15 protein-coding genes are annotated in these 18,092 nt (G+C 74.9%); 3 read left to right on the top strand and 12 right to left on the bottom strand.

The window, feature by feature from the left end:
* Window positions 1-150 precede the first annotated feature (150 nt).
* Together MTO91_RS07050 and MTO91_RS07045 are read left to right on the top strand one after the other, a co-directional pair.
* Window positions 151-972, top strand: coding sequence for an MSCRAMM family protein (locus MTO91_RS07050; RefSeq protein WP_476654099.1), 822 nt, complete (start codon window positions 151-153; stop codon window positions 970-972).
* Window positions 965-1,768, top strand: a complete 804-nt coding sequence (locus MTO91_RS07045) for a YceI family protein (protein WP_251786897.1) — start codon at window positions 965-967, stop codon at window positions 1,766-1,768. The genes MTO91_RS07050 and MTO91_RS07045 overlap by 8 nt, the downstream gene beginning before the upstream one ends.
* Window positions 1,769-1,867: 99 nt before the next feature.
* On the opposite strand, the gene MTO91_RS07040 is transcribed toward MTO91_RS07045, so the two are convergent.
* The 11 genes from MTO91_RS07040 to MTO91_RS06990 all read right to left on the bottom strand — a co-directional run bounded on the left by MTO91_RS07040 (window position 1,868) and on the right by MTO91_RS06990 (window position 15,109).
* Entirely contained in the window at window positions 1,868-2,203 is a 336-nt protein-coding gene (locus MTO91_RS07040) for a hypothetical protein (RefSeq protein ID WP_476654098.1), read from the bottom strand.
* A 38-nt stretch (window positions 2,204-2,241) separates the two neighbouring features.
* The gene (locus MTO91_RS07035; RefSeq protein WP_476654097.1) at window positions 2,242-3,537 is read right to left on the bottom strand and encodes a YeeE/YedE family protein; all 1,296 of its coding nucleotides are present in this window, start codon (window positions 3,535-3,537) and stop codon (window positions 2,242-2,244) included.
* Between the two features lie 26 nt (window positions 3,538-3,563).
* Window positions 3,564-5,570 carry a hypothetical protein gene (locus MTO91_RS07030; RefSeq protein WP_476654096.1) on the bottom strand — a complete coding sequence of 669 codons (2,007 nt, stop codon included), beginning with the start codon at window positions 5,568-5,570 and terminating at the stop codon, window positions 3,564-3,566.
* 2 nt (window positions 5,571-5,572) lie between these two features.
* On the bottom strand, window positions 5,573-7,405 hold the full coding sequence (locus tag MTO91_RS07025) for an FHA domain-containing protein (protein WP_476654095.1): 1,833 nt from the start codon (window positions 7,403-7,405) through the stop codon (window positions 5,573-5,575).
* Entirely contained in the window at window positions 7,402-7,767 is a 366-nt protein-coding gene (locus MTO91_RS07020; protein ID WP_476654094.1) for a hypothetical protein, read from the bottom strand. Before MTO91_RS07020 ends, MTO91_RS07025 begins: the two co-directional genes overlap by 4 nt.
* 733 nt (window positions 7,768-8,500) lie before the next feature.
* Complete coding sequence (gene couO, locus MTO91_RS07015) at window positions 8,501-9,373, bottom strand: 4-hydroxyphenyl-beta-ketoacyl-CoA hydrolase (protein ID WP_476654093.1); 873 nt, start codon at window positions 9,371-9,373, stop codon at window positions 8,501-8,503.
* Window positions 9,374-9,385: 12 nt separating this feature from the next.
* On the bottom strand, window positions 9,386-10,351 hold the full coding sequence (locus MTO91_RS07010; protein ID WP_476654092.1) for a 3-hydroxyacyl-CoA dehydrogenase NAD-binding domain-containing protein: 966 nt from the start codon (window positions 10,349-10,351) through the stop codon (window positions 9,386-9,388).
* Window positions 10,348-12,294: an acetoacetate--CoA ligase gene (locus MTO91_RS07005; protein ID WP_476654091.1), complete on the bottom strand. Its 1,947-nt coding sequence runs from the start codon at window positions 12,292-12,294 to the stop codon at window positions 10,348-10,350. Before MTO91_RS07005 ends, MTO91_RS07010 begins: the two co-directional genes overlap by 4 nt.
* Window positions 12,291-13,067 (bottom strand): crotonase/enoyl-CoA hydratase family protein, encoded by a 777-nt coding sequence (locus MTO91_RS07000; protein ID WP_208822643.1) that lies wholly within the window; start codon window positions 13,065-13,067, stop codon window positions 12,291-12,293. Before MTO91_RS07000 ends, MTO91_RS07005 begins: the two co-directional genes overlap by 4 nt.
* Entirely contained in the window at window positions 13,064-14,572 is a 1,509-nt protein-coding gene (locus tag MTO91_RS06995; RefSeq protein ID WP_476654090.1) for an acyl-CoA synthetase, read from the bottom strand. Before MTO91_RS06995 ends, MTO91_RS07000 begins: the two co-directional genes overlap by 4 nt.
* Before the next feature lie 57 nt (window positions 14,573-14,629).
* On the bottom strand, window positions 14,630-15,109 hold the full coding sequence (locus MTO91_RS06990) for a MarR family winged helix-turn-helix transcriptional regulator (protein WP_226355660.1): 480 nt from the start codon (window positions 15,107-15,109) through the stop codon (window positions 14,630-14,632).
* 85 nt (window positions 15,110-15,194) lie between these two features.
* Here MTO91_RS06990 and MTO91_RS06985 point away from each other — a divergent pair, with 85 nt between their 5' ends.
* Complete coding sequence (locus MTO91_RS06985) at window positions 15,195-16,526, top strand: MFS transporter (RefSeq protein WP_476654089.1); 1,332 nt, start codon at window positions 15,195-15,197, stop codon at window positions 16,524-16,526.
* A 15-nt stretch (window positions 16,527-16,541) separates the two neighbouring features.
* On the opposite strand, the gene MTO91_RS06980 is transcribed toward MTO91_RS06985, so the two are convergent.
* Window positions 16,542-17,993: a DHA2 family efflux MFS transporter permease subunit gene (locus tag MTO91_RS06980; protein WP_476654088.1), complete on the bottom strand. Its 1,452-nt coding sequence runs from the start codon at window positions 17,991-17,993 to the stop codon at window positions 16,542-16,544.
* Window positions 17,994-18,092: the final 99 nt, after the last annotated feature.

The raw sequence follows: 18,092 nt of genomic DNA, 5'->3' as shown, positions 1-18,092 counted from the left end.
CCGCCGGTAACGTTACCACCGGTTACACGTGACGCAAGTCCTGGGATGCGGCACGACACGATCACCGCCCGGCGACACCGGTGCGGGTGACGCACCGTCCACCCGGGAGGGTTATCGTTGCGATGCGCAACTAACCTGGGAGGTCGCGACGTGACACCGGAACGGGACGGACCTGCGGTCGTCGGCACCGTGCGGGGGCGGTCCGGCACCCCCGTGCCGGGCGCGACCGTCACCGTCACCGACCTGGACGGGCGCCAGCACGGGCGGGCCGTCACCGGCGGCGACGGCACCTACGCCGTGGCCCTGACCACCGGCGGGACCTATCTGGTGGTGACCCGCACCGACGGTGCCGGGCCCGACGCCGGGCTCGTCGCCGTCGTCGCCTCCCCCGCGCGGCACGACGTGACCGTCGCCGGCGGCGGCACGGTGCGGGGCACGCTGACCGACGCCGCGGGCCGCCCGATCGGGGGCGCCGCCGTCACGCTGATCGACACCGCGGGCGAGGTCGTCGCGCACACGCCGACCGACCCGGCGGGCCGGTTCCTGGCCGAGACCCCCGGTACCGGCCCGCACACCCTCACCGCGACCGCACCCGGGCACGGGCCGCTGGCCCGCACGGTCGACGCCGACCCGGCCGGGCCGCCGGTGGAGCTGCGGTTCCCGGCCCTGGCCGGGATCGCCGGCGTCGCGCGCAGCGGCGACGGCCGCCCGGTCCCCGGGGCGCGGATCGTGATCGGCGACAGCGACGGGCGCACCGTCGCCGAGACCACCACCGGCCGGGACGGCAGCTACGAGCTGCACGGGCTCCCGCCCGGACGGCACGAGCTGACGGCGAGCGGCTGGGCGCCGGTCGTCGTCGCGGTGCAGGTGGCGCGCGGCGCGACCACACCGGTCGAGGTGCGCTTCGGCGCCCCCGACCCGACCGACGACCGGATCGGCGACCCGACGAGGACGGAGCAGGGACGTGGCTGAGCTCTACGGACGGCTGAGCACCCCCGACGGCTGGCCGGTGACCGGCGCGACGGTCACCGTCATGGACGCCACCGGCGTGCAGCGGGGCCGGGCGGCCAGCCGGGCCGACGGCGGGTTCGCGGTGGCGGAGCTGGCGGCGGGGCCGCACACGGTCGTCGTCGCCGCGGCGGGGTACGAGCCGTCGGCGCGGGCGGTCTCCCTCGCCGGGGACGGCACCGACCTGGGCCGCGTCGAGCTCGCCCGGGCGGGCGGCGCGGTGCTGCCCACCCCGGGCCTGTGGCGGATCGACCCGCAGCACTCCAGCATCCGGGCCACCGCGCTGCACCTGGGGATGAGCCGCATCCACGGCAGGCTGCGCCGGTTCTCCGGCGACCTGCGGGTGGCCGACCCGTTCGAGGCCAGCTCGGTGAGCGTGTCGATCGACGCGGGCTCGGTGGACTCCGACGACCCCGACCGCGACACCCACCTGCGGACCGCGGACTTCCTCGACGTCGAGACCCACCCGGCCATCGGCTACGAGGGCGACGGCCTGACCCGCGTCGACGCCACCCGCTGGACGGTGCACGGGATGCTGGCGCTCAAGGGCGTCAAGGCCCCCGTCGACCTGCACATGACCTACGGCGGCACCGGCCCCGACCTGTGGGGCGGCACCCGGGCGGCGTTCACCGCCACCACCGAGATCTCCCGCGACGAGTTCGCGATCGACTGGAACCAGTCGGTGCTGGCCGGGGTGCTGGCCGTCGGCCGGACGCTGCGGATCGACCTCGACGTGCAGGCCGTCCTGCAGGAGGACTGACCCACCCCCGGCGCACGGCCGCCCCGCCCGGACGCGCGGTCCGGGCGGGGCGGTCGGCTCGGCCCGGGCGGCCCTGTGCACAGCCGCCCGGGACGGGTCTCAGCTCAGGCCGTCCAGCACGCCGAACGCGGGCGCGGTCAGGTCGACCGGCTTCAGCAGGTCCTCGGGCGCCGCCGCCGCCGGGACGTCCTTCAGCAGGTACACCGGGGTGTCGCCGTCCGCGCGGTCGCCTGCGGACTCGTTCAGGTCGGCCGAGTCGCTCGGCGTCGCCTCGCCGTCGTAGTGCCAGACGGAGCCGTCGTAGTGCGCGTCGCCGTGGCCGTGGCGGCTGCCGTGGTGGCCCTCGTCGGCGTGCGCGAGGCCGCCGGCCAGGGTGGCCAGCGCCCCGGCGCCGGCGACGGCGGCCAGCGCGCGGACGGTGGTACGTGCGGTCATCGTGTGAACCTCTCTGGTGGGGGTAGCGTCCGGCCGGCTCAGCAGAGCGAGTCGGCAGGCTTGGGGTTGGTCAGGCCGAACAGCGGCCGCAGCCGCAGCCCGACCCAGGTGCCGCCGAGCGCGACGACGGCCCAGATCCAGCCGTGCAGGCTGAACGAGGCGATGCCGGAGAAGTAGGCACCGATGTTGCAGCCGCCCGCGAGACGCGCGCCGTAGCCCATGGCGATGCCGCCGAGGACCGCGCCGAGGGCGAGCTTCCACGGGATCCGCTTGTGCAGCACGAACGCGCCGCCCACCGCGGAGGCCACCAGCGCGCCGATCATGATGCCGACGTCGAGGTTGGAGATGCGGTCGGCCAGCACCGGGGCGGCCAGCGACCGCGCGTTCGCCGGGACCTGCCAGTACGCCAGCCCCGCCATGTCGAACCCGACGGCCTGCAGGAGCTTCGAGCCCCACAGCGCGAACGCCGAGGTCACGCCCCACGGGGCGGCGGAGACGAACAGGACCGCCGCGTTGAGCACGGCGAGCACGACCGCGCCGACCCACATCGGCCACGATCCGCGCAGGACCCGCGCGACGCCGCGCGCCGACGGCGGGCGCTCGACCGGCGGCGGGGTCCGCCGGCGGGCGACCACCCAGGTGACCGCGGTGATCGCGGCCGTCACCAGCAGGGTGACGGCGACGGCGCCGGGGTAGCCGAGCAGCTGGGCCAGGTTGACGCTCGGGCCCTGCGGCACGGTCTGCGTCCAGAAGGTGTGGGTGAACACCGCGAACATCGAGCCGACGACGAACCCGAGCAGGGTCAGCACGATCGCGGACTGCCCGCTGCCGACGGCGAACAGCGTGCCCGAGGCGCACGACCCGCCGACCTGCATGCCGACGCCGAACAGGAACGCGCCGACGACGAGCCCGATGCCGATCGGGTTGGTGAACCCCTTCGGCTCGCCGGCGAGGGCGAACCCGGACGAGAGGATCACCGCGAACAGCACCGACGCCGTCGCCAGCATGACCATGTGCGCGCGGATCGCGGCGCCCTGCCCGACGGCGACGAGCTGGCGCCAGCCGGAGGTGAAGCCGAACCGGGAGTGGAACAGGGTGAAGCCCAGGGCCAGGCCGAGCGCGGCGGTGCCGACCATCGTCACCGGGGCCACCGTGCCCACCCCGACCAGGAACAGCACGGCCAGGACCAGGCCGACGGCGACGACCCGCCACTGCGGCGGGGCGGCGGCGCGGTCCTGCGGCCCGAACGCGGTGCGCCCGCTGCCGGGCAGCTCGCGCAACGCGCGGGCCAGTGTTCCCGGCGACCGGCCGGGCGGGTCCTTCGTGATCGACACGGGAGCCTCCTCGTGGGTGGTGCTGGTCAGGGGGTGGGTCCGGCAGGGGCGCCGGTCCCGGGGTCGGTGTCCGCCCGTCCGGGCCCGGTCAGCGCGGAGCCGATCCGGACGATCGCGCCGCCCGGGAACCAGGCGGCCTCGTTGGGGCCACCGTGGTGCCCGCCGTCGTCGTCGGCGGCGGTCATCGGCACGCTCACCGGGGCGGCACCGTACAGAGCCGGTGCCGGGTCGGTGTAGGCCTCTCCGGTCGTCGCCGCCCAGGCGCGCAGCCCCGACAGCGACGGGGCGGATCCCGGTGCGACGGCGGCGAGCGTCCGGACGTAGCGCTGCGGGACCTGTTCCTGCGGGCCGAAGTCCAGCGGGAGCAGGGTGCCCGGGCTCTGCCCGAGCACTCCCCCGGTCAGCAGCCACGGCGCGAGGTAGGTCCCGCCGAGCGCGGTCGGCGTGGTCTGCGCCGCGCGGGCGGTGTCGCGGACCGTCGTCGCGGCGTGCTGCCAGCCGGACACGACGACCAGGGCGTCGTCCGGGCCGGGGGCCGGGCGCACCGGCAGCCCGGCGGCACCGGCTTCGGTACGGACGACGTCGGCGGCCGCACGGGAGCGGGGCGACACGTCACCGGCGATCGCCAGACCCGGCGCCCCCTGGGAGGCGAGCGCGCGGACGGTGCCGCGCAGCGCCAGGGCGTCGGCCGGGTCGAGCCCCTCCGACGGGCACGGGCCGGCTGCGGGGTCGCCCCCGGCCAGGATCCGCCCGACGGCGGCGGACAGGCACTCCGGCCCGTCGGCACCGCTCGCGCCGGCGGGCGCGGTCCGGTCGGTGCCGACGTCGACCGGCACCGCGCGGGCCAGTCCTCCGGCGGTGACGGTGATCGAGGTGGTGCCCTCGGGCAGGTCGACCAGTGCCCAGCCGCCCGGTGCGCCGGATCGGGCCGTGAACGGCACGTCCCGGTCACCGGTGCGGACGGCGTAGCCGGCGGGGGCACCGGTGTCCCCGTGCCCGGTGGACATCGTGGCGTCGGGCCCGGTCACGGTGACCCCGGCGCCGGTGAGCTGGACGAGGTTGGGGCCGGGGCGCATCGGGGAGACCGCCAGGGTGAGCGGTCCGGCACCGAGGTCGACCGAGCGCAGCAGGGCCTGTCCCGGGACGGCCGCGGGCGCCGGCGCCGGGAGGGCGGCGAGCAGCGACGCCGCACCGACGGCGACGACCGCGGCCAGCGCGGCGGGGGTGCGGACGCGGTCGCGCACCTCGTCGGCGCGGACCCGGTTGGCCGCACGGCGGATCAGCAGCGTCTCGGCGAGCAGCAGGGCCGCGACCGCGGCCGGGGCCACGACCGTCACCAGCGCGGCGCGGCCGAACCCGGTGCCGTGCACGTCGGTGAGCGAGAACGGCCCGGCGACGGCGAGCCGCACCGCGGCGAGCACGGCCCCCACCGTGCCCGCCGCGATGCCGAGCACGCGCACCCGGGCGGGCCGCGTGTCGTCGTCGGTGCGGGTGGTGACCAGGTGCACCGCCGCACCGGCGGCCAGGGACCCGGCGACGGCGTACCCGGCGTCCGGCGCGAACCACGGCGCGCCGGGGGTGCCGGCGAGCTGGAGGGCCAGCAGCGCGGTCACGGCGACTGCGGGCAGCACGGCGAGTACCGGGCGGGGACCGACGAGCAGCGCCGGTACCGCGACCGTGACCAGGAGGAGGAACAGGGTCCAGCCGGTGAGCCCGGCGCCGGACCGGGTCACCGCGGCAACCGCGGCGGAGACGGCGACGAGCGCCGCGACTCCCGCGACGACCCGCTCGGCGCGTCCGGGCGCACCGGCCAGGACCCGGACCAGACCGGTTCCGGCCACCACGGCGAGCGCGGTGAGCAGGACCAGCCGCAGGGCCGTGTCCGCGAACGGCACGCCGTCGAAGGGTCCTCGGGCGAGGACCGCCGGGGCGGCCCCCGCCACTGCACGGAGCAGGGCGGGGGCGTCCCCGGCCGGGCCGGCGGGCACGAGCCCGCCGGCCGGCACGGGCGTCACGATCGACGAGGGGGACATCATCAGTCCTTGATGTTCTCGTCGGCCGCGACGAACAGCATCGAGTGCGGCTTGGCGTTGCCGAAGTCGCCGTGCGGCCAGTGCTGGCGGTTGAAGCTCACGCACGTGTCGCCGGTGTCCTCGTCCGTGAACGACTCGTCCAGGCTCAGCGAGCCGTCCGGGGCGATGTCGGTCATGCACAGGCGGTGGTCGCCGTCGAGCCCGGTGCGGGCCACGAAGTAGTTCGCGGTCGCGAGGCGCGTGGGCCGGTCGGTGTGGCGGTAGTAGCCGTCGTCACCGCGCTCCAGGTTGTCCAGCGCGCCCCAGTGCGGGCCCGCGCCGGTCTGGTCCGGGTTGATGCCGACCGTGCCCTTGATCGTCGGGCAGTCGCTCTCGGCGCCACCGGCGGTGGTCTCCTCGATCGTGTCGATCGAGCACTGCGGCGCGTTGCCGGAGGCCAGGAGCTTCTCGATGTCGAGCGCGATGACCCCGCCCGCGGTGCCCTTGTCGTCCGGGCCCAGCGTGCCGGCCTTGCGACCGATCGTGGCGTGGTAGAGCGTCGTGTCGTCGGCGCTGGTCTGGATCCAGCCACCGTTGGCGCTCGGGCCGCCGTTCTCGCCACCGACGCCCAGCTCGGGCGCGGAGGTCCCCAGGTCGAAGACCTCCTTCCACTCCGGGTTCTCGGCGGTGATGTCCGGCGTGTAGAAGATCGCGCCGCCCTGCATGGTCTGGGCGAACGCGCCCTTGTTCTCCGGCCGGTTGGTGACCGTGGTCTCCATGACGGCGCGGTTCTCGTTGCGCAGCGGGTCGACCCCGTTGGAGCGCGGACCGGTCGGCAGGTACTGGACCGACTTGACCTTCGGCTTGTTCAGGTCGGAGATGTCCCAGGTCCGCACGGTGGGCCGGCGCAGGTACGGCGACGGGTTCTTCACCGGGTCGAGGATGATCGACCGCGGCTCCGCGTAGTCACTGGTGACCATGGTGTTCAGGTCCTCGCGGACCTGGATGCCGTGCGGATTCGCGCAGGTGGGGTTGCCCAGGGCCGGCATGTTGAGGCACTGGGTCGGGTCCTCGGGCGTCTCGGTCGCGGCCGGGGCCTCGACGAGGTTCCTGCCCTCCTGGTCGAACCGGATCACCGAGCCGGGAGAGCCCGCGAAGCCGTTGCCGGTGCGGACCTCGCCGTTGGTGTAACGGCACGGACCAGGGGCGACGGGGCCGCCCATGTAGGTGCCGTAGGCGGTGCCGTCCTTGAGGACCCAGTAGGCGTCCGGCACCGAGCCGCAGAGCGTCTGCGACGGCAGCGAGATGCCGGAGAGCTTGATCTCCGGAAGCGCCGCGACGTCGAAGACGTAGGTGGCCGCGGAGAACAGGCCGCCCGCGTAGATCTTGTCGCCCTTGCGCCACGAGTACTGCATGTGGTGCGGCTCGTTCTCCACGAGCGGGCCGACGGTCGCGGTGTTGACGACCTTGCCGTAGTCCGGGGTGCCCTTGGTGACGTCGACGACGGCCAGGAAGTCCGGACCGGGGAGTGCGTCGCGGACCTTGTCGACCGGGTCGAGCAGCGACCCCGGCAGGTTGCGCACGTCGGCGACCGCGGTGTCGGCGACGTTCTCGTCACCGGCCCAGACCAGCGCGTACTCCTTCTTGGGCCCGTCGGCGGACTGCTGACGGGCCTCCGGCGTGAGGTTGTTCTCGACCCAGTAGTTCTTGCCGTCGGCGCCGATGACCTCGGACTTGACCTTGTCGATCGTTCCCTGGGCCGACGCGGGGATCGCGACGACCCCGGCGACGACGGCGGCGCTCGCGAGGGCGATGAGCCCCCGCCGCGCCCAGCGGGACTGCGGGAGCAGGCTCATTCGCCGGCCCCACCGGACAGGAAGGTCGGGGTGATCTGCTTGGGCGCCTTCGACACGACGTCGACCAGCCCGGCGGCGGGGACGCCCGCGGGGGCGAAGTCGCGCAGCTGCTGGATCGGCTGGTCGGAGTCGAACGCCTCGTAGGACGACTCGACGGGCGGCGCGGTGGGCGCCGGGTCGGGCTGGTCGTCGTTCGCGGGCCCGGAGGAGTCGGAGCTGAGGATCGGGCCGAGGTCGGGGACCAGGTCCGGGGTGGCCGCCTGGGCCGCGCCGGACAGGCCGATCAGGGCGGTGCCGGCGAGAGCGGCGCCGCCGGCGATCAGCCGGGCCCGGGACGCGGACCGTGCGCGGTGCTGAGGCACGACGTGTCTCCTTCATTCGTGACGGGGAGCGAGGTGGGGTCCGATGTGGACATCCGCCGAGCGGCGAGCCGCGGCGTCGTCCGTCGTGGACGGCGCCGCGGGGCGCGGGCAGGTGCGGGCGTGCCCTCCGAGGGGCGTCGGACCCCGCCCTCCCGGGCCGCCGGGAGGGCGGGGCGGGAGGTCCGCGCGGGGGCGCGGTGGTGTGTCGGGGAGTGCGGGGGCGGTCCCGTGGCTACCGCGGCTGCGGACCCCGTGCCGGGGACGGCGTGCGGCGGAGCGCGGGCGCGCCCCGGGAGCCGGGCGCGGTCAGGCGCCGGAACAGAGCGCGCTCGCCTGGCGGCGCAGGTCGACGTGGCGCCGAACCGCGAACCGGGAGACGAGGTGCATGGGAATCAGTAAACAGACCCGTTCGGAGCAACTCGACACCGGACAGGTCCACATCATGGGAACGGGGTCGCAGAGCCCCGAGATCGGGCGTGGGGAGTGACCTGGGCTACTCCGTACGGACCGGGACGACCCGCCCCGCGGTGCCGGAACACGGCGAAACGAATCACCTGATCGTGTCAACGACGTCGGGAACCGGTTCGCTTCGAGGCGCTGACCTGCGACGACGCACGACGCGACGGGCCGTACGGGAACCCGTCCGGACAACCCGGGCGGCCGTCGATCCCGTGACCGGCACGAGCGAGGGGTCCGGTGCCGCATCCGGCAGCGGACCCCTCGCCGTCGACGATCACCCCAGTCCGAGCATCCGCACCGCGTTGTCCTTGAGGATCATCGGCCGGACGTCGGGCTTCATCTCGAGGGTCTCGAAGTCCGCGAGCCACCGGTCGGGGGTGATGACCGGGTAGTCCGAGCCGAACAGCACCTTGCGGCGCAGCATCGTGTTCGCGGCCCGCACCAGCTGCGGCGGGAAGTACTTCGGCGACCAGCCCGACAGGTCGATGTACACGTTGGACTTGTGGGTGGCGATCGAGATCGCCTCGTCCTGCCAGGGCACCGACGGGTGGGCGAGCACCACGGTGAGGTCGGGATGGTCGGCGGCGACGTCGTCGAGCAGCATCGGGTTCGAGTAGCGCAGCTTGATGCCGCGTCCGCCGGGCAGGCCGGCACCGATCCCGGTCTGTCCGGTATGGAACAGCGCGGGCACCCCGAGCTCGGAGATGGCCTCGTAGAGCGGGTAGAAGGCCCGGTCGTTCGGCTCGAAGGCCTGCAGGCTCGGGTGGAACTTGAACCCGCGCACGCCGTGCTCGGTGACCAGGCGCCGGGCGCGCGCGACGGCGGCCTTGCCGGCGTGCGGGTCCACCGAGCCGAACGGGATGAGGATGTCGGCGTGCGCCGCGGCGGCGTCGGCGATCTCCTCGCTGGACAGCGGCGGGTGCCCGGTGCCCGACGGTGCGTCGACGGTGAACACCACCGCGGCGATCCGGCGTGCCCGGTAGTGCTCGGCGATCGCGTCGATGGTCGGCGTGCGGTCCTGGTCGGCCTTGAAGTACTTCGCCGAGGCGTCGAGCAGCTCCTGGTCGAGGGCCAGACAGCCGTGGCCGTCCTGTTCCACGTGGACGTGCACGTCGATCGCGTCGACGGCAGCGAGGTCGATGGGCATGGGGAACCTCCGTCAGGGGAGCTCGGTACGGGACTTGGCCTCGAGCAGCGCGGCGAGGACGCTGTCGCGGCGGGCGGCGAGCGCGGGGCCGTCGAGGTCGCCCAGCTCGTCGCGGACGCCGTCGACCAGCGTCGCGGCCAGCTCGGGGGTGAGCGTGACCTGGCCGAGGTCGCGCCACCACCGCTCGGTGGGCGGACCGAGATGCTCCAGGATGTGCGCGAGGCCGCCGGGACCGCCGGACAGGTGCTGGTTGGCGAACGGGCCGAGCACCGCCCAGCGCAGGCCGGGGCCGTGGGAGATGGCGGCGTCGACGTCGGCGACCGTCGCGACACCCCGCTCGACCAGCGAGTACGCCTCCTGCCACAGCGCGGCCTGCAGCCGGTTGGCCAGGTGGCCCGGCACTTCGGCCCGCAGCCGGACCGGCCGCTTGCCCAACGCGGTGTAGAAGGCGAGCGCGGCCTCGACGGCGGACTCCGCCGTCCGCTCCCCCGGTACGACCTCGACCAGCGGGATGACCTGCGGCGGGTGGAACGGGTGCCCGACGAGCACCCGCTCGGGGTGGCGTGCCGCGCCGCGGGCGATCGTCGTCGGCAGCAGGCCCGAGGAGCTGGAGGCGAGCACGACGCCGGGGGCGGCGGCGGAGTCCAGCTCGGCGAACAGGGTGTGCTTGAGGTCCTCGCGCTCGGGGCCGTTTTCCTGCACGAACCCGGCGGGCCCGGCGGCGTCACCGGCGCTGCCGGCGAACACCAGGTTCGCCACCGGCAGCGGGCCGTCGTGGCCGGGGAACGGGCCGAGCGCGGCGAGGTCGGCGCGCAGCCGGTCCTCGGCGCCCGGTGCGGGGTCGAAGGCGCGCACGTGCAAGCCGCGGGCCAGGAACAGCGCCGTCCAGCCGACGCCGATCACCCCCGTCCCGACGACGGCGACGGTGCCGACCCCGGCCGCGGCACCGGCGCCGCCGGGGGTCCCGGGCGCGCTCACGCCGGCGTCCCGGAGGCGAGGTGGACGAACGCGTCGAGCGCGGTCGGGTCGGCGAGCACGTCGCGGGAGGCGACGTCGTCGACGGCCGCGCCGAGCAGGATGCGCTTCACGGGGACCTCCAGCTTCTTGCCGGTGCGGTTGCGCGGCACGACCGGCACCGCCTCGATCCGGTCCGGGACGTGGCGCGGGGTGAGCTCGCCACGCAGCGCGGTGCGGATCCGGGTGACCAGGGCGTCGTCGAGGGGGGTGCCGTCGGCGGGCTGCACGAACAGCAGCAGCTCACCGTTGCCGCCCGCGGGGTCCTCCAGGTGCACCACGAGCGAGTCCTCGACCTCGGGCAGTTCCTCGACGACGCGGTAGAACTCGGCGGTCCCCAGCCGGACGCCGCCCCGGTTGAGGGTGGCGTCGGAGCGGCCGGCGACGACCGCGGAGCCGTCGGCCGAGAAGCGGACCCAGTCGCCGTGCCGCCACACCCCGGGCCAGGTGGCGAAGTAGGTGTCGCGGTAGCGGCTGCCGTCGTCGTCGCCCCAGAAGCCGACGGGCATCGACGGCATGGGGGCCCGGATGACCAGCTCGCCGAGCTCGCCGACGACCGGGCGGCCCGCGTCGTCGAAGGCGGCGGCGTCGACCCCGAGGCAGGGCCCGGAGATCTCGCCGGACCACACCGGCTGGAAGGGGCTCCCCTGCACGATGCCGGAGCAGACGTCGGTGCCGCCGCTGCCCACGTTGAGCAGTACCTCGGGGCCGAACTGCTCGGCCACCCAGCGGTAGCCCTCCGGCGGGAGAGGGCTCCCGGCGGCGCCGATCTGGCGGACCGCGGACAGGTCGTGCTCGGCGGCCGGGCGCAGGCCCGCGGCGCGCGAGGCCATGAGGAACCCGGGGCTGGCACCCAGCAGCGTCGCGCCGGTCTCGGCGGCGAGACGCCACTGCCACCCGAGGTCGGGGTGGGCCGGGTTGCCGTCGATCAGCACGATCGAGGCCTGCCGCAGCAGCCCGGACACCAGCGCGTTCCACATCATCCAGGCGGTCGTGGAGTACCAGAGGATCCGGTCGCCGGGGCCGAGGTCCCAGCTCAGGGCGTGGTTCTTGAGGTGCTCGACCAGGATGCCGCCGTGGCCGTGCACGATCGCCTTGGGCAGCCCGGTGGTGCCGGAGGAGAACAGCACGCACAGCGGGTGGTCGAACGGGACCGGGTCGGCACCCGGCTCCGGGTCGGCGGCCAGCAGCTCGTCCCAGGTCATCGCGTCGGGCACGGTGTGCGGCCCGTACGGCACGGCGACGACGTGGCGCACCCCGGGCAGCCCGGCGCGCAGGGCGGCGACCTCGTCACGGCGGTCGACGTCGCGTCCGGCCCAGCCGTAGCCGCCGACGGTGAGCAGCACCACCGGGTCGACCTGGCCGAACCGGTCGAGCACGCTGCGGGCGCCGAACTCGGGGGCGCAGCTCGTCCAGACCGCGCCGAGCGAGGCCGTCGCGAGGAACGCGACGACGGTCTCGGGCAGGTTCGGCAGGTACGCCGCGACGCGGTCGCCGCGGCCGACGCCGAGCCTGCGCAGCCCGGCCCGGGCGCGGGCGACCTGCTCGCGCAGCCCGCCCCAGGTGAGCTCCACCCGGTCGCGGGTCTGGGAGCAACCCACGACGGCGACGTCGCCCTCGGGGCCGTCCAGGGCGTGCGCGGCGTAGTTCAGCGTCGCGCCCGGGAACCATTCGGCGCCGGGCATCCCCCGGCGCCCGAGCACCGCCCGGGGCGGGGTGTCGAACCGGACGCCGAGGTGGGTCGCGACCGCGGACCAGAACGCCTCGGGCTCGGTCACCGACCAGCGGTGCAGCGCGGCGTAGTCGGGCAGGGTCAGGCCGTGCCCGCGCTCGACGGCGGTGACGAACCGGCCGATCTCCGTGGTCTCCCGGACGTCGTCGGCGACGGGGCGCAGCAGCTCGCTCACCGGCGCACCTTCCCGCCGCGGCCGTCGAGGAAGGCCCGCATCCTCTCCTGGGCCTCGGCACTGGACGAGGCGACGGCGGCGACCAGCGACTCCATCATGAAGCCGTGGTCCGGGGAGGCCTCGGCGATCCGCGGCAGCGCCTGGAGCACGGCGACGTTGGTGATCGCCGAGTTCCCGGCGACGGTGCGGGCCAGCTCGCAGGCGCGGGCCAGGCCCTCCCCCGGGCCGGTGCGGTAGTGCGACAGGCCCAGCGTGTGGCCCTCGTCGGCGTCGAGGACGCGGCCGGTCAGCATCATGTCGGTCATCCGGTGCACGCCGATCAGCCGCGGCACCCGCACCGACCCGCCGCCTCCGACGAACAGGCCGTGCTGGCCCTCGGGCAGCGCGTAGAAGGTGGAGTCCTCGGCGACGCGCAGGTGGGTGGCCGAGGCCAGCTCCAGCCCGCCGCCGACGACGGCGCCCTTGAGCACCGAGACGACCGGCAGCCGTCCCTCGGCGAGCCGGGCGAACGCGCGGTGCCACATCCGGGAGTGCTCCATCGCCGCGACGACGTCGCGGTCCCCGAGCTCGGACAGGTCCAGCCCGGCGCAGAAGTGGTCGCCCTCGGCGTCGAGGACGACGGCGCGCACCCCCTCGGGCGGGCGGGCGAAGAAGTCCTCGATGCCGAGCACGGTCGCGTCGTCGAGGGCGTTGCGCTTGCGGGGCCGGGACAGGCGCAGCACGGCCACCTCGTCGTGGCGTTCCACGGTCAGCGACTCCGGCAGAGAACTCACGACAGCTCCTCGGCGACGGCCGCGGCCGCACGCAGGTCGACGCGCCGGACCTTGCCGGACGCGTTGCGGGGCAGCTCGTCGACGAACCGCACGTACTTCGGGACCTTGTAGCGCGCCAGCCGCCCGGCGAGCAGCGCGCGCACCGCGTCGGCGTCGAGGTCGGTGCCGGGGCGCAGCTGCACGTAGGCCGCGCCGACCTCACCCCAGCGTTCGTCGGGGACCCCGACGACGGCGCAGTCGGCGATGTCGGGATGGGTGACCGCGACCGCCTCGACCTCGGCCGGGTACACGTTCTCGCCGCCCGAGATGATCATGTCCTTGACCCGGTCGACGGCGAACGCCCAGCCGTCCTCGCCGGCCCGGAGCACGTCGCCGGTGCGGAACCACTCCCCGCGCCGCGACGCCGCGGTCTCGTCCGGGCGGTTCCAGTAGCCGGGGCTGACGTGCGGCCCGCGGACCAGCAGTTCGCCGGGCTCGTCGTCGAGGGGGGCGAGCTCGCCGTCGCGCTCGACGGCGACGTCGGTGAAGAAGTGCGGCACCCCGACCGAGGTCGGCGGGTGCGCGGCCGTGCCGTCGCGGGTCGCCATGTGCACCCCGGGCGAGGCCTCGGTCATCCCGTAGCCCTGCTGCAGCGCGACGCCGCGCTCCAGCCAGGCCCTGGCGACCCGCTCCTGCACCGGGGACCCGCCGTAGACCACGGTGCGCAGCGACGACAGGTCCGTGCCCGCGAACGACGGGGACTCGCACAGCATCTGCAGCATCGTCGGGACGGCGGCGAAGCTGGTGATCCCGGCCTCGGCGATCCGGCCCAGGACCGCCGCCGGGTCGAACCGGGCGACGAGCTCGACGCTGCCGCCCTTGAACAGCGTGGGCAGCGTGACCTGGGAGAGCCCGACGCAGTGGAACAGCGGCGAGATGCACAGCGTGCGCTCGTCCGAGCAGACGTCGACGTGGGCGAGCTGGTTGACCGTGTTCCAGGTCAGGTTGCCGTGGGTCAGCACCGCCGCCTTCGGACGACCGGTGGTGCCGGAGGTGTAGAGCAGCACGGCCGGGTCGTCGAGACCGGCACCGGCGTCGTCGCGGGCGGGCCCGCGGGCGAGGTCCTCGACGCCGCGCACGACCGGGATCCGCGGCGAGGTCGCGGCGACGAGGTCGTCGGCGTCGGCGCCGTGCACGAGCAGCGTCGCGCCGCAGTCGTCGAGCATGTAGCCGACCTCGGCGGGGGCCAGGCGGTAGTTCAGCGGGACCGCGACCGCGCCGAGCCGCCACGCCGCGAAGCAGGTCTCCAGGGTGGCGACGGCGTTCACCCCCAGCCAGGCGACCCGGTCCCCCGGCCCGACGCCCCGCTCCGCCAGACCGCCGGCGATCCGGGCGGCGCGCCCGGCCAGCTCGGCGTGGTCGACCGCCCGCTCCCCGTCGGACAGAGCCGGCGCGTGCGGACTGATCCGCGCGCGGCGGGCGGGCCAGGTGCCCAGCCCGAGGCCGGGACCGGTGATCGGGCTCATGGGGCTCCCTCGCTCCTTGATATCAACTAGCTTGATAGCAAGGTGCTTGCCATGGGGTCAAGCATCGCCGTCCGGCGGGATCCCGTCGCGACCGGCCAGCGCGGCGAGGCACCGTTCGAGGGCGTCGGCGAACACCTCGGCCTGGTCGGGCTCCAGCGCGTCGAGCATCCGGCGCTCGACGACCCCGGCCGCCGCGTGGCAGCGGGCCAGCGTCGCGTCGCCGTGCGGGGTGAGCCAGACCTGCAGGATCCGGCGGTTGTCCGGGTCCGGCCGGCGCTCGACGATCCCGTCGCGCTCCATCGCGGCGACGAGCTGCTGCATCGCCTGCGGGGTCACGAAGTGCCGTCGCGCGAGCTGCGCCGAGGACAGCCCGCCGCGGCGCTCCAGCACGCTGAGCGCGGTGTACTGGGCCAGCGTCACGCCCAGCGGGCGCAGCGCCTCCTCCATCCGGGCCCGCTCGGCCATCTGCAGGCGCTTGACCAGGTAGGTCAACCGCTGCCCCCGCGTCCCCGTCGGTACCGACGCCGCATCCGTCACGTGTGCGATCCTAACGATCGTGGCGCTGATCACAAGTAACTTGCTATAAAGCTGCTTTCCATCTCACGGAAGGCAGGGAGCTGCGATGACGCACCCCCGGTTCTCCTCGACCCAGCGCCGGCGCGCGGTCCTGTCGAGCTATCTCGGCAGCCTGATCGAGTACTACGACTTCCTGCTGTACGCGACGGCCTCGGCCGTCGTGTTCAACGCGGTCTTCTTCTCCGACCTCGACCCACTGGTCGGCACCGTCGCCGCCTTCGGCACGCTGGCCACCGGCTACCTGGCCCGCCCGCTAGGCGGGATCGTGTTCGGCCACTTCGGGGACCGGGTCGGGCGCAAGAGGATGCTGGTCATCAGCATGGTGCTGATGGGGGTGGCGAGCATCCTGATCGGCCTACTCCCGACCTACGCGCAGGTCGGCGCGCTGGCCCCGGTACTGCTGATCGTGCTGCGGGTCGTGCAGGGCGTCGCGGTCGGCGGGGAGTGGGGCGGCGCGGTCCTGATGTCGGCCGAGCACGCGTCGTCGCGGCGGGGCCTGTGGGCGAGCTTCACGAACGCCGGCGCGCCGAGCGGCATGGTGCTGTCGACGCTGGTGCTGGCGCTGTCGGCGGCGCTGACCGGGGACGCGTTCCTCACCTGGGGCTGGCGGATCCCGTTCCTGCTGAGCGTGGTGCTGCTGGGCATCGGCCTGTTCGTCCGGCTGTCGGTCACCGAGACCCCGGTGTTCGCCGCGGCGGCCGCCGCACAGCCGACGACGCCGGCCCGCGCCCCGCTGCTGGAGGTGCTGTCCCGGCCGCGCAACCTGCTGCTCGCCGTCGGCGTGGGGTTCGGGGCCTTCGTCGCGCAGGGGACGCTCACCACGTTCCTGATCTCCTACGCCGTCGGTGCCGGGTTCGAGCGCCAGACTGTGCTGAACGCGCTGACGCTGTCCTCGCTGGTCGCCATCGTGGGGATCATCGGCTTCTCCGCGCTGTCGGACCGGGTCGGACGACGGCCGGTCGTCCTGGGCGGGGCGGTCGCCACCGGGCTGTGGTGCGTCGCGATCTTCCCGATGATCGACACCGGCTCGGCGGTGCTGCTCACCCTCGCCGTGGTGGTCGGGCAGGGCGTGACGCACGCGGCCTGGTTCGGGCCGTCCGCGGCGCTGTACTCGGAGATGTTCTCCACCGGCTCGCGCTACACCGGGGCCTCCCTGGGCTACCAGATCTCCGGGATGGGCGCGGGCCTCTCGCCGGTGCTGTTCGCGTCGCTGCAGGCCGCCGGGTTCGGCACCGGGACGCTGTCGGCGGTGATCGGGCTGCTGGCGCTGGTCTCGGTCGGGTCGGTGCTCGCCCTGCGCGAGACCTCCCGCGACGGGCTGGACGACCCGGACGTCCCCGCCCCCGCCGGCACCACCGGGAGGACCGCGACCCGCTGACCCGGCGGACGGGCCTCAGGTCCGGGCGTCCTGCGGGGCCGCGGTGGGTGCCGGTAGGCGGGACGCGGCCACCGCGACGACCACCGTCACCAGGGACACGCCCGCCGCGACCAGGAAGGCCGCGTGCACCCCGGCCGCGTCGACGCCGGCGCCGGCCGAGGCCAGCGTCATCACGGTGATGAACAGCGCCGTCCCCGCCGCGCCCGCGACCTGCTGCAGCGTGGTGAGGATGGCGCTGCCGTGCGAGTACAGCTCGCCGGGCAGCGAGCCGAGCGCGTCGGTCATCAGCGGCGTGAACATCAGCGCCAGCGCTGCGGACAGGCCTACGTGCAGCACCACGACCAGCCAGATCGGCGTCGCCGCGGCCAGGGTGGTGAACCCCCACATCACGATCGCGAGCAGGACCGAGCCGGGCAGCACCAGCGGACGGGCGCCGACCCGGTCGTAGGCCCGGCCGACGAACGGGCCCAGCAGCCCCATCACGAGCCCGCCCGGCAGCACCACCAGGCCGGCGACGAACGCGCTGTCGCCCAGCACCTCCTGGATGTAGAGCGGCAGCAGGATGATCGCGCCGAACAGCGACATGAACCCGGTCGCGACGAGCACCAGCGACAGCGAGTACCGGCGGACCGCGAACGGGCGCAGGTCCAGCAGCGGAGCCGTGCCGATGCCGCGCTGCAGCCGGACCTGGCGGTGCACGAACACCGCCAGCGCCGCCGCACCGAGCACCAGCGGCACCCACGGCGGCACCGCGGTGTGCGCGCCCCCGGCGGCGGACTCGCCGATCGCGGACAGCCCGTAGACGATCCCGGAGAACGCGACCGCCGAGATCAGGACCGAGGCGACGTCGAGTGGGGCCCGCGTGGTCTCCGCGGCGACCCGCAGCCGCAGCGCCCCCGCGACCAGGGCGACCAGCGCGATCGGCAGCACGATCCAGAACATCCAGCGCCAGCCCAGCGCGGAGAGGATCACCCCGGACAGCGTCGGGCCGACCGCGGGCGCCACCGCGATGACGATCGAGATCGTCCCCATCGTCTGCCCGCGGCGGCTCGCCGGGACCAGGCGCAGGATCGTCGTCATGAGCAGCGGGATCATCACCGCGGTGCCGGTGGCCTGCACGACCCGCCCGGCCAGCAGGAACCCGAACGTCGGCGCGACCGCGCACAGCAGGGTGCCGGTGCTGAACAGGCCCATCGAGGCGAGGTAGACCGACCGCGGCGGGAACCGCCCCAGCAGGTAGCCGGTGATCGGGATGACCACGGCCATCGTCAGCAGGAAGCCACTGGTCAGCCACTGCGCGGTGGCCGGGGTGACCCGCAGGTCGGCGATCAGCGCGGGCAGCGCCACGCTCATGATCGTCTCGTTGAGGATCATCACGAACGCCGAGCCGACGAGCAGCGAGATGATCAGCAGGGCTCCGGCGGGCAGCCGCTCGGCGTCGCGGCCGGCGGCCGGCTCGGTGGTCACAGCGTGCTCCTCGGTACGTGACGGACGCGCCCACCCGCGGCGCCGGCACACGGCGCGGCCGGACGAGGGGGTGGCGGTGTGCGAGTGCACCACGGCCGG

It is taken from the genome of Pseudonocardia sp. 2-7 (assembly GCF_056341085.1).
Note: the sequence above shows the minus strand (reverse complement) of the source record. Positions and strands in the feature narration are given on the sequence as shown.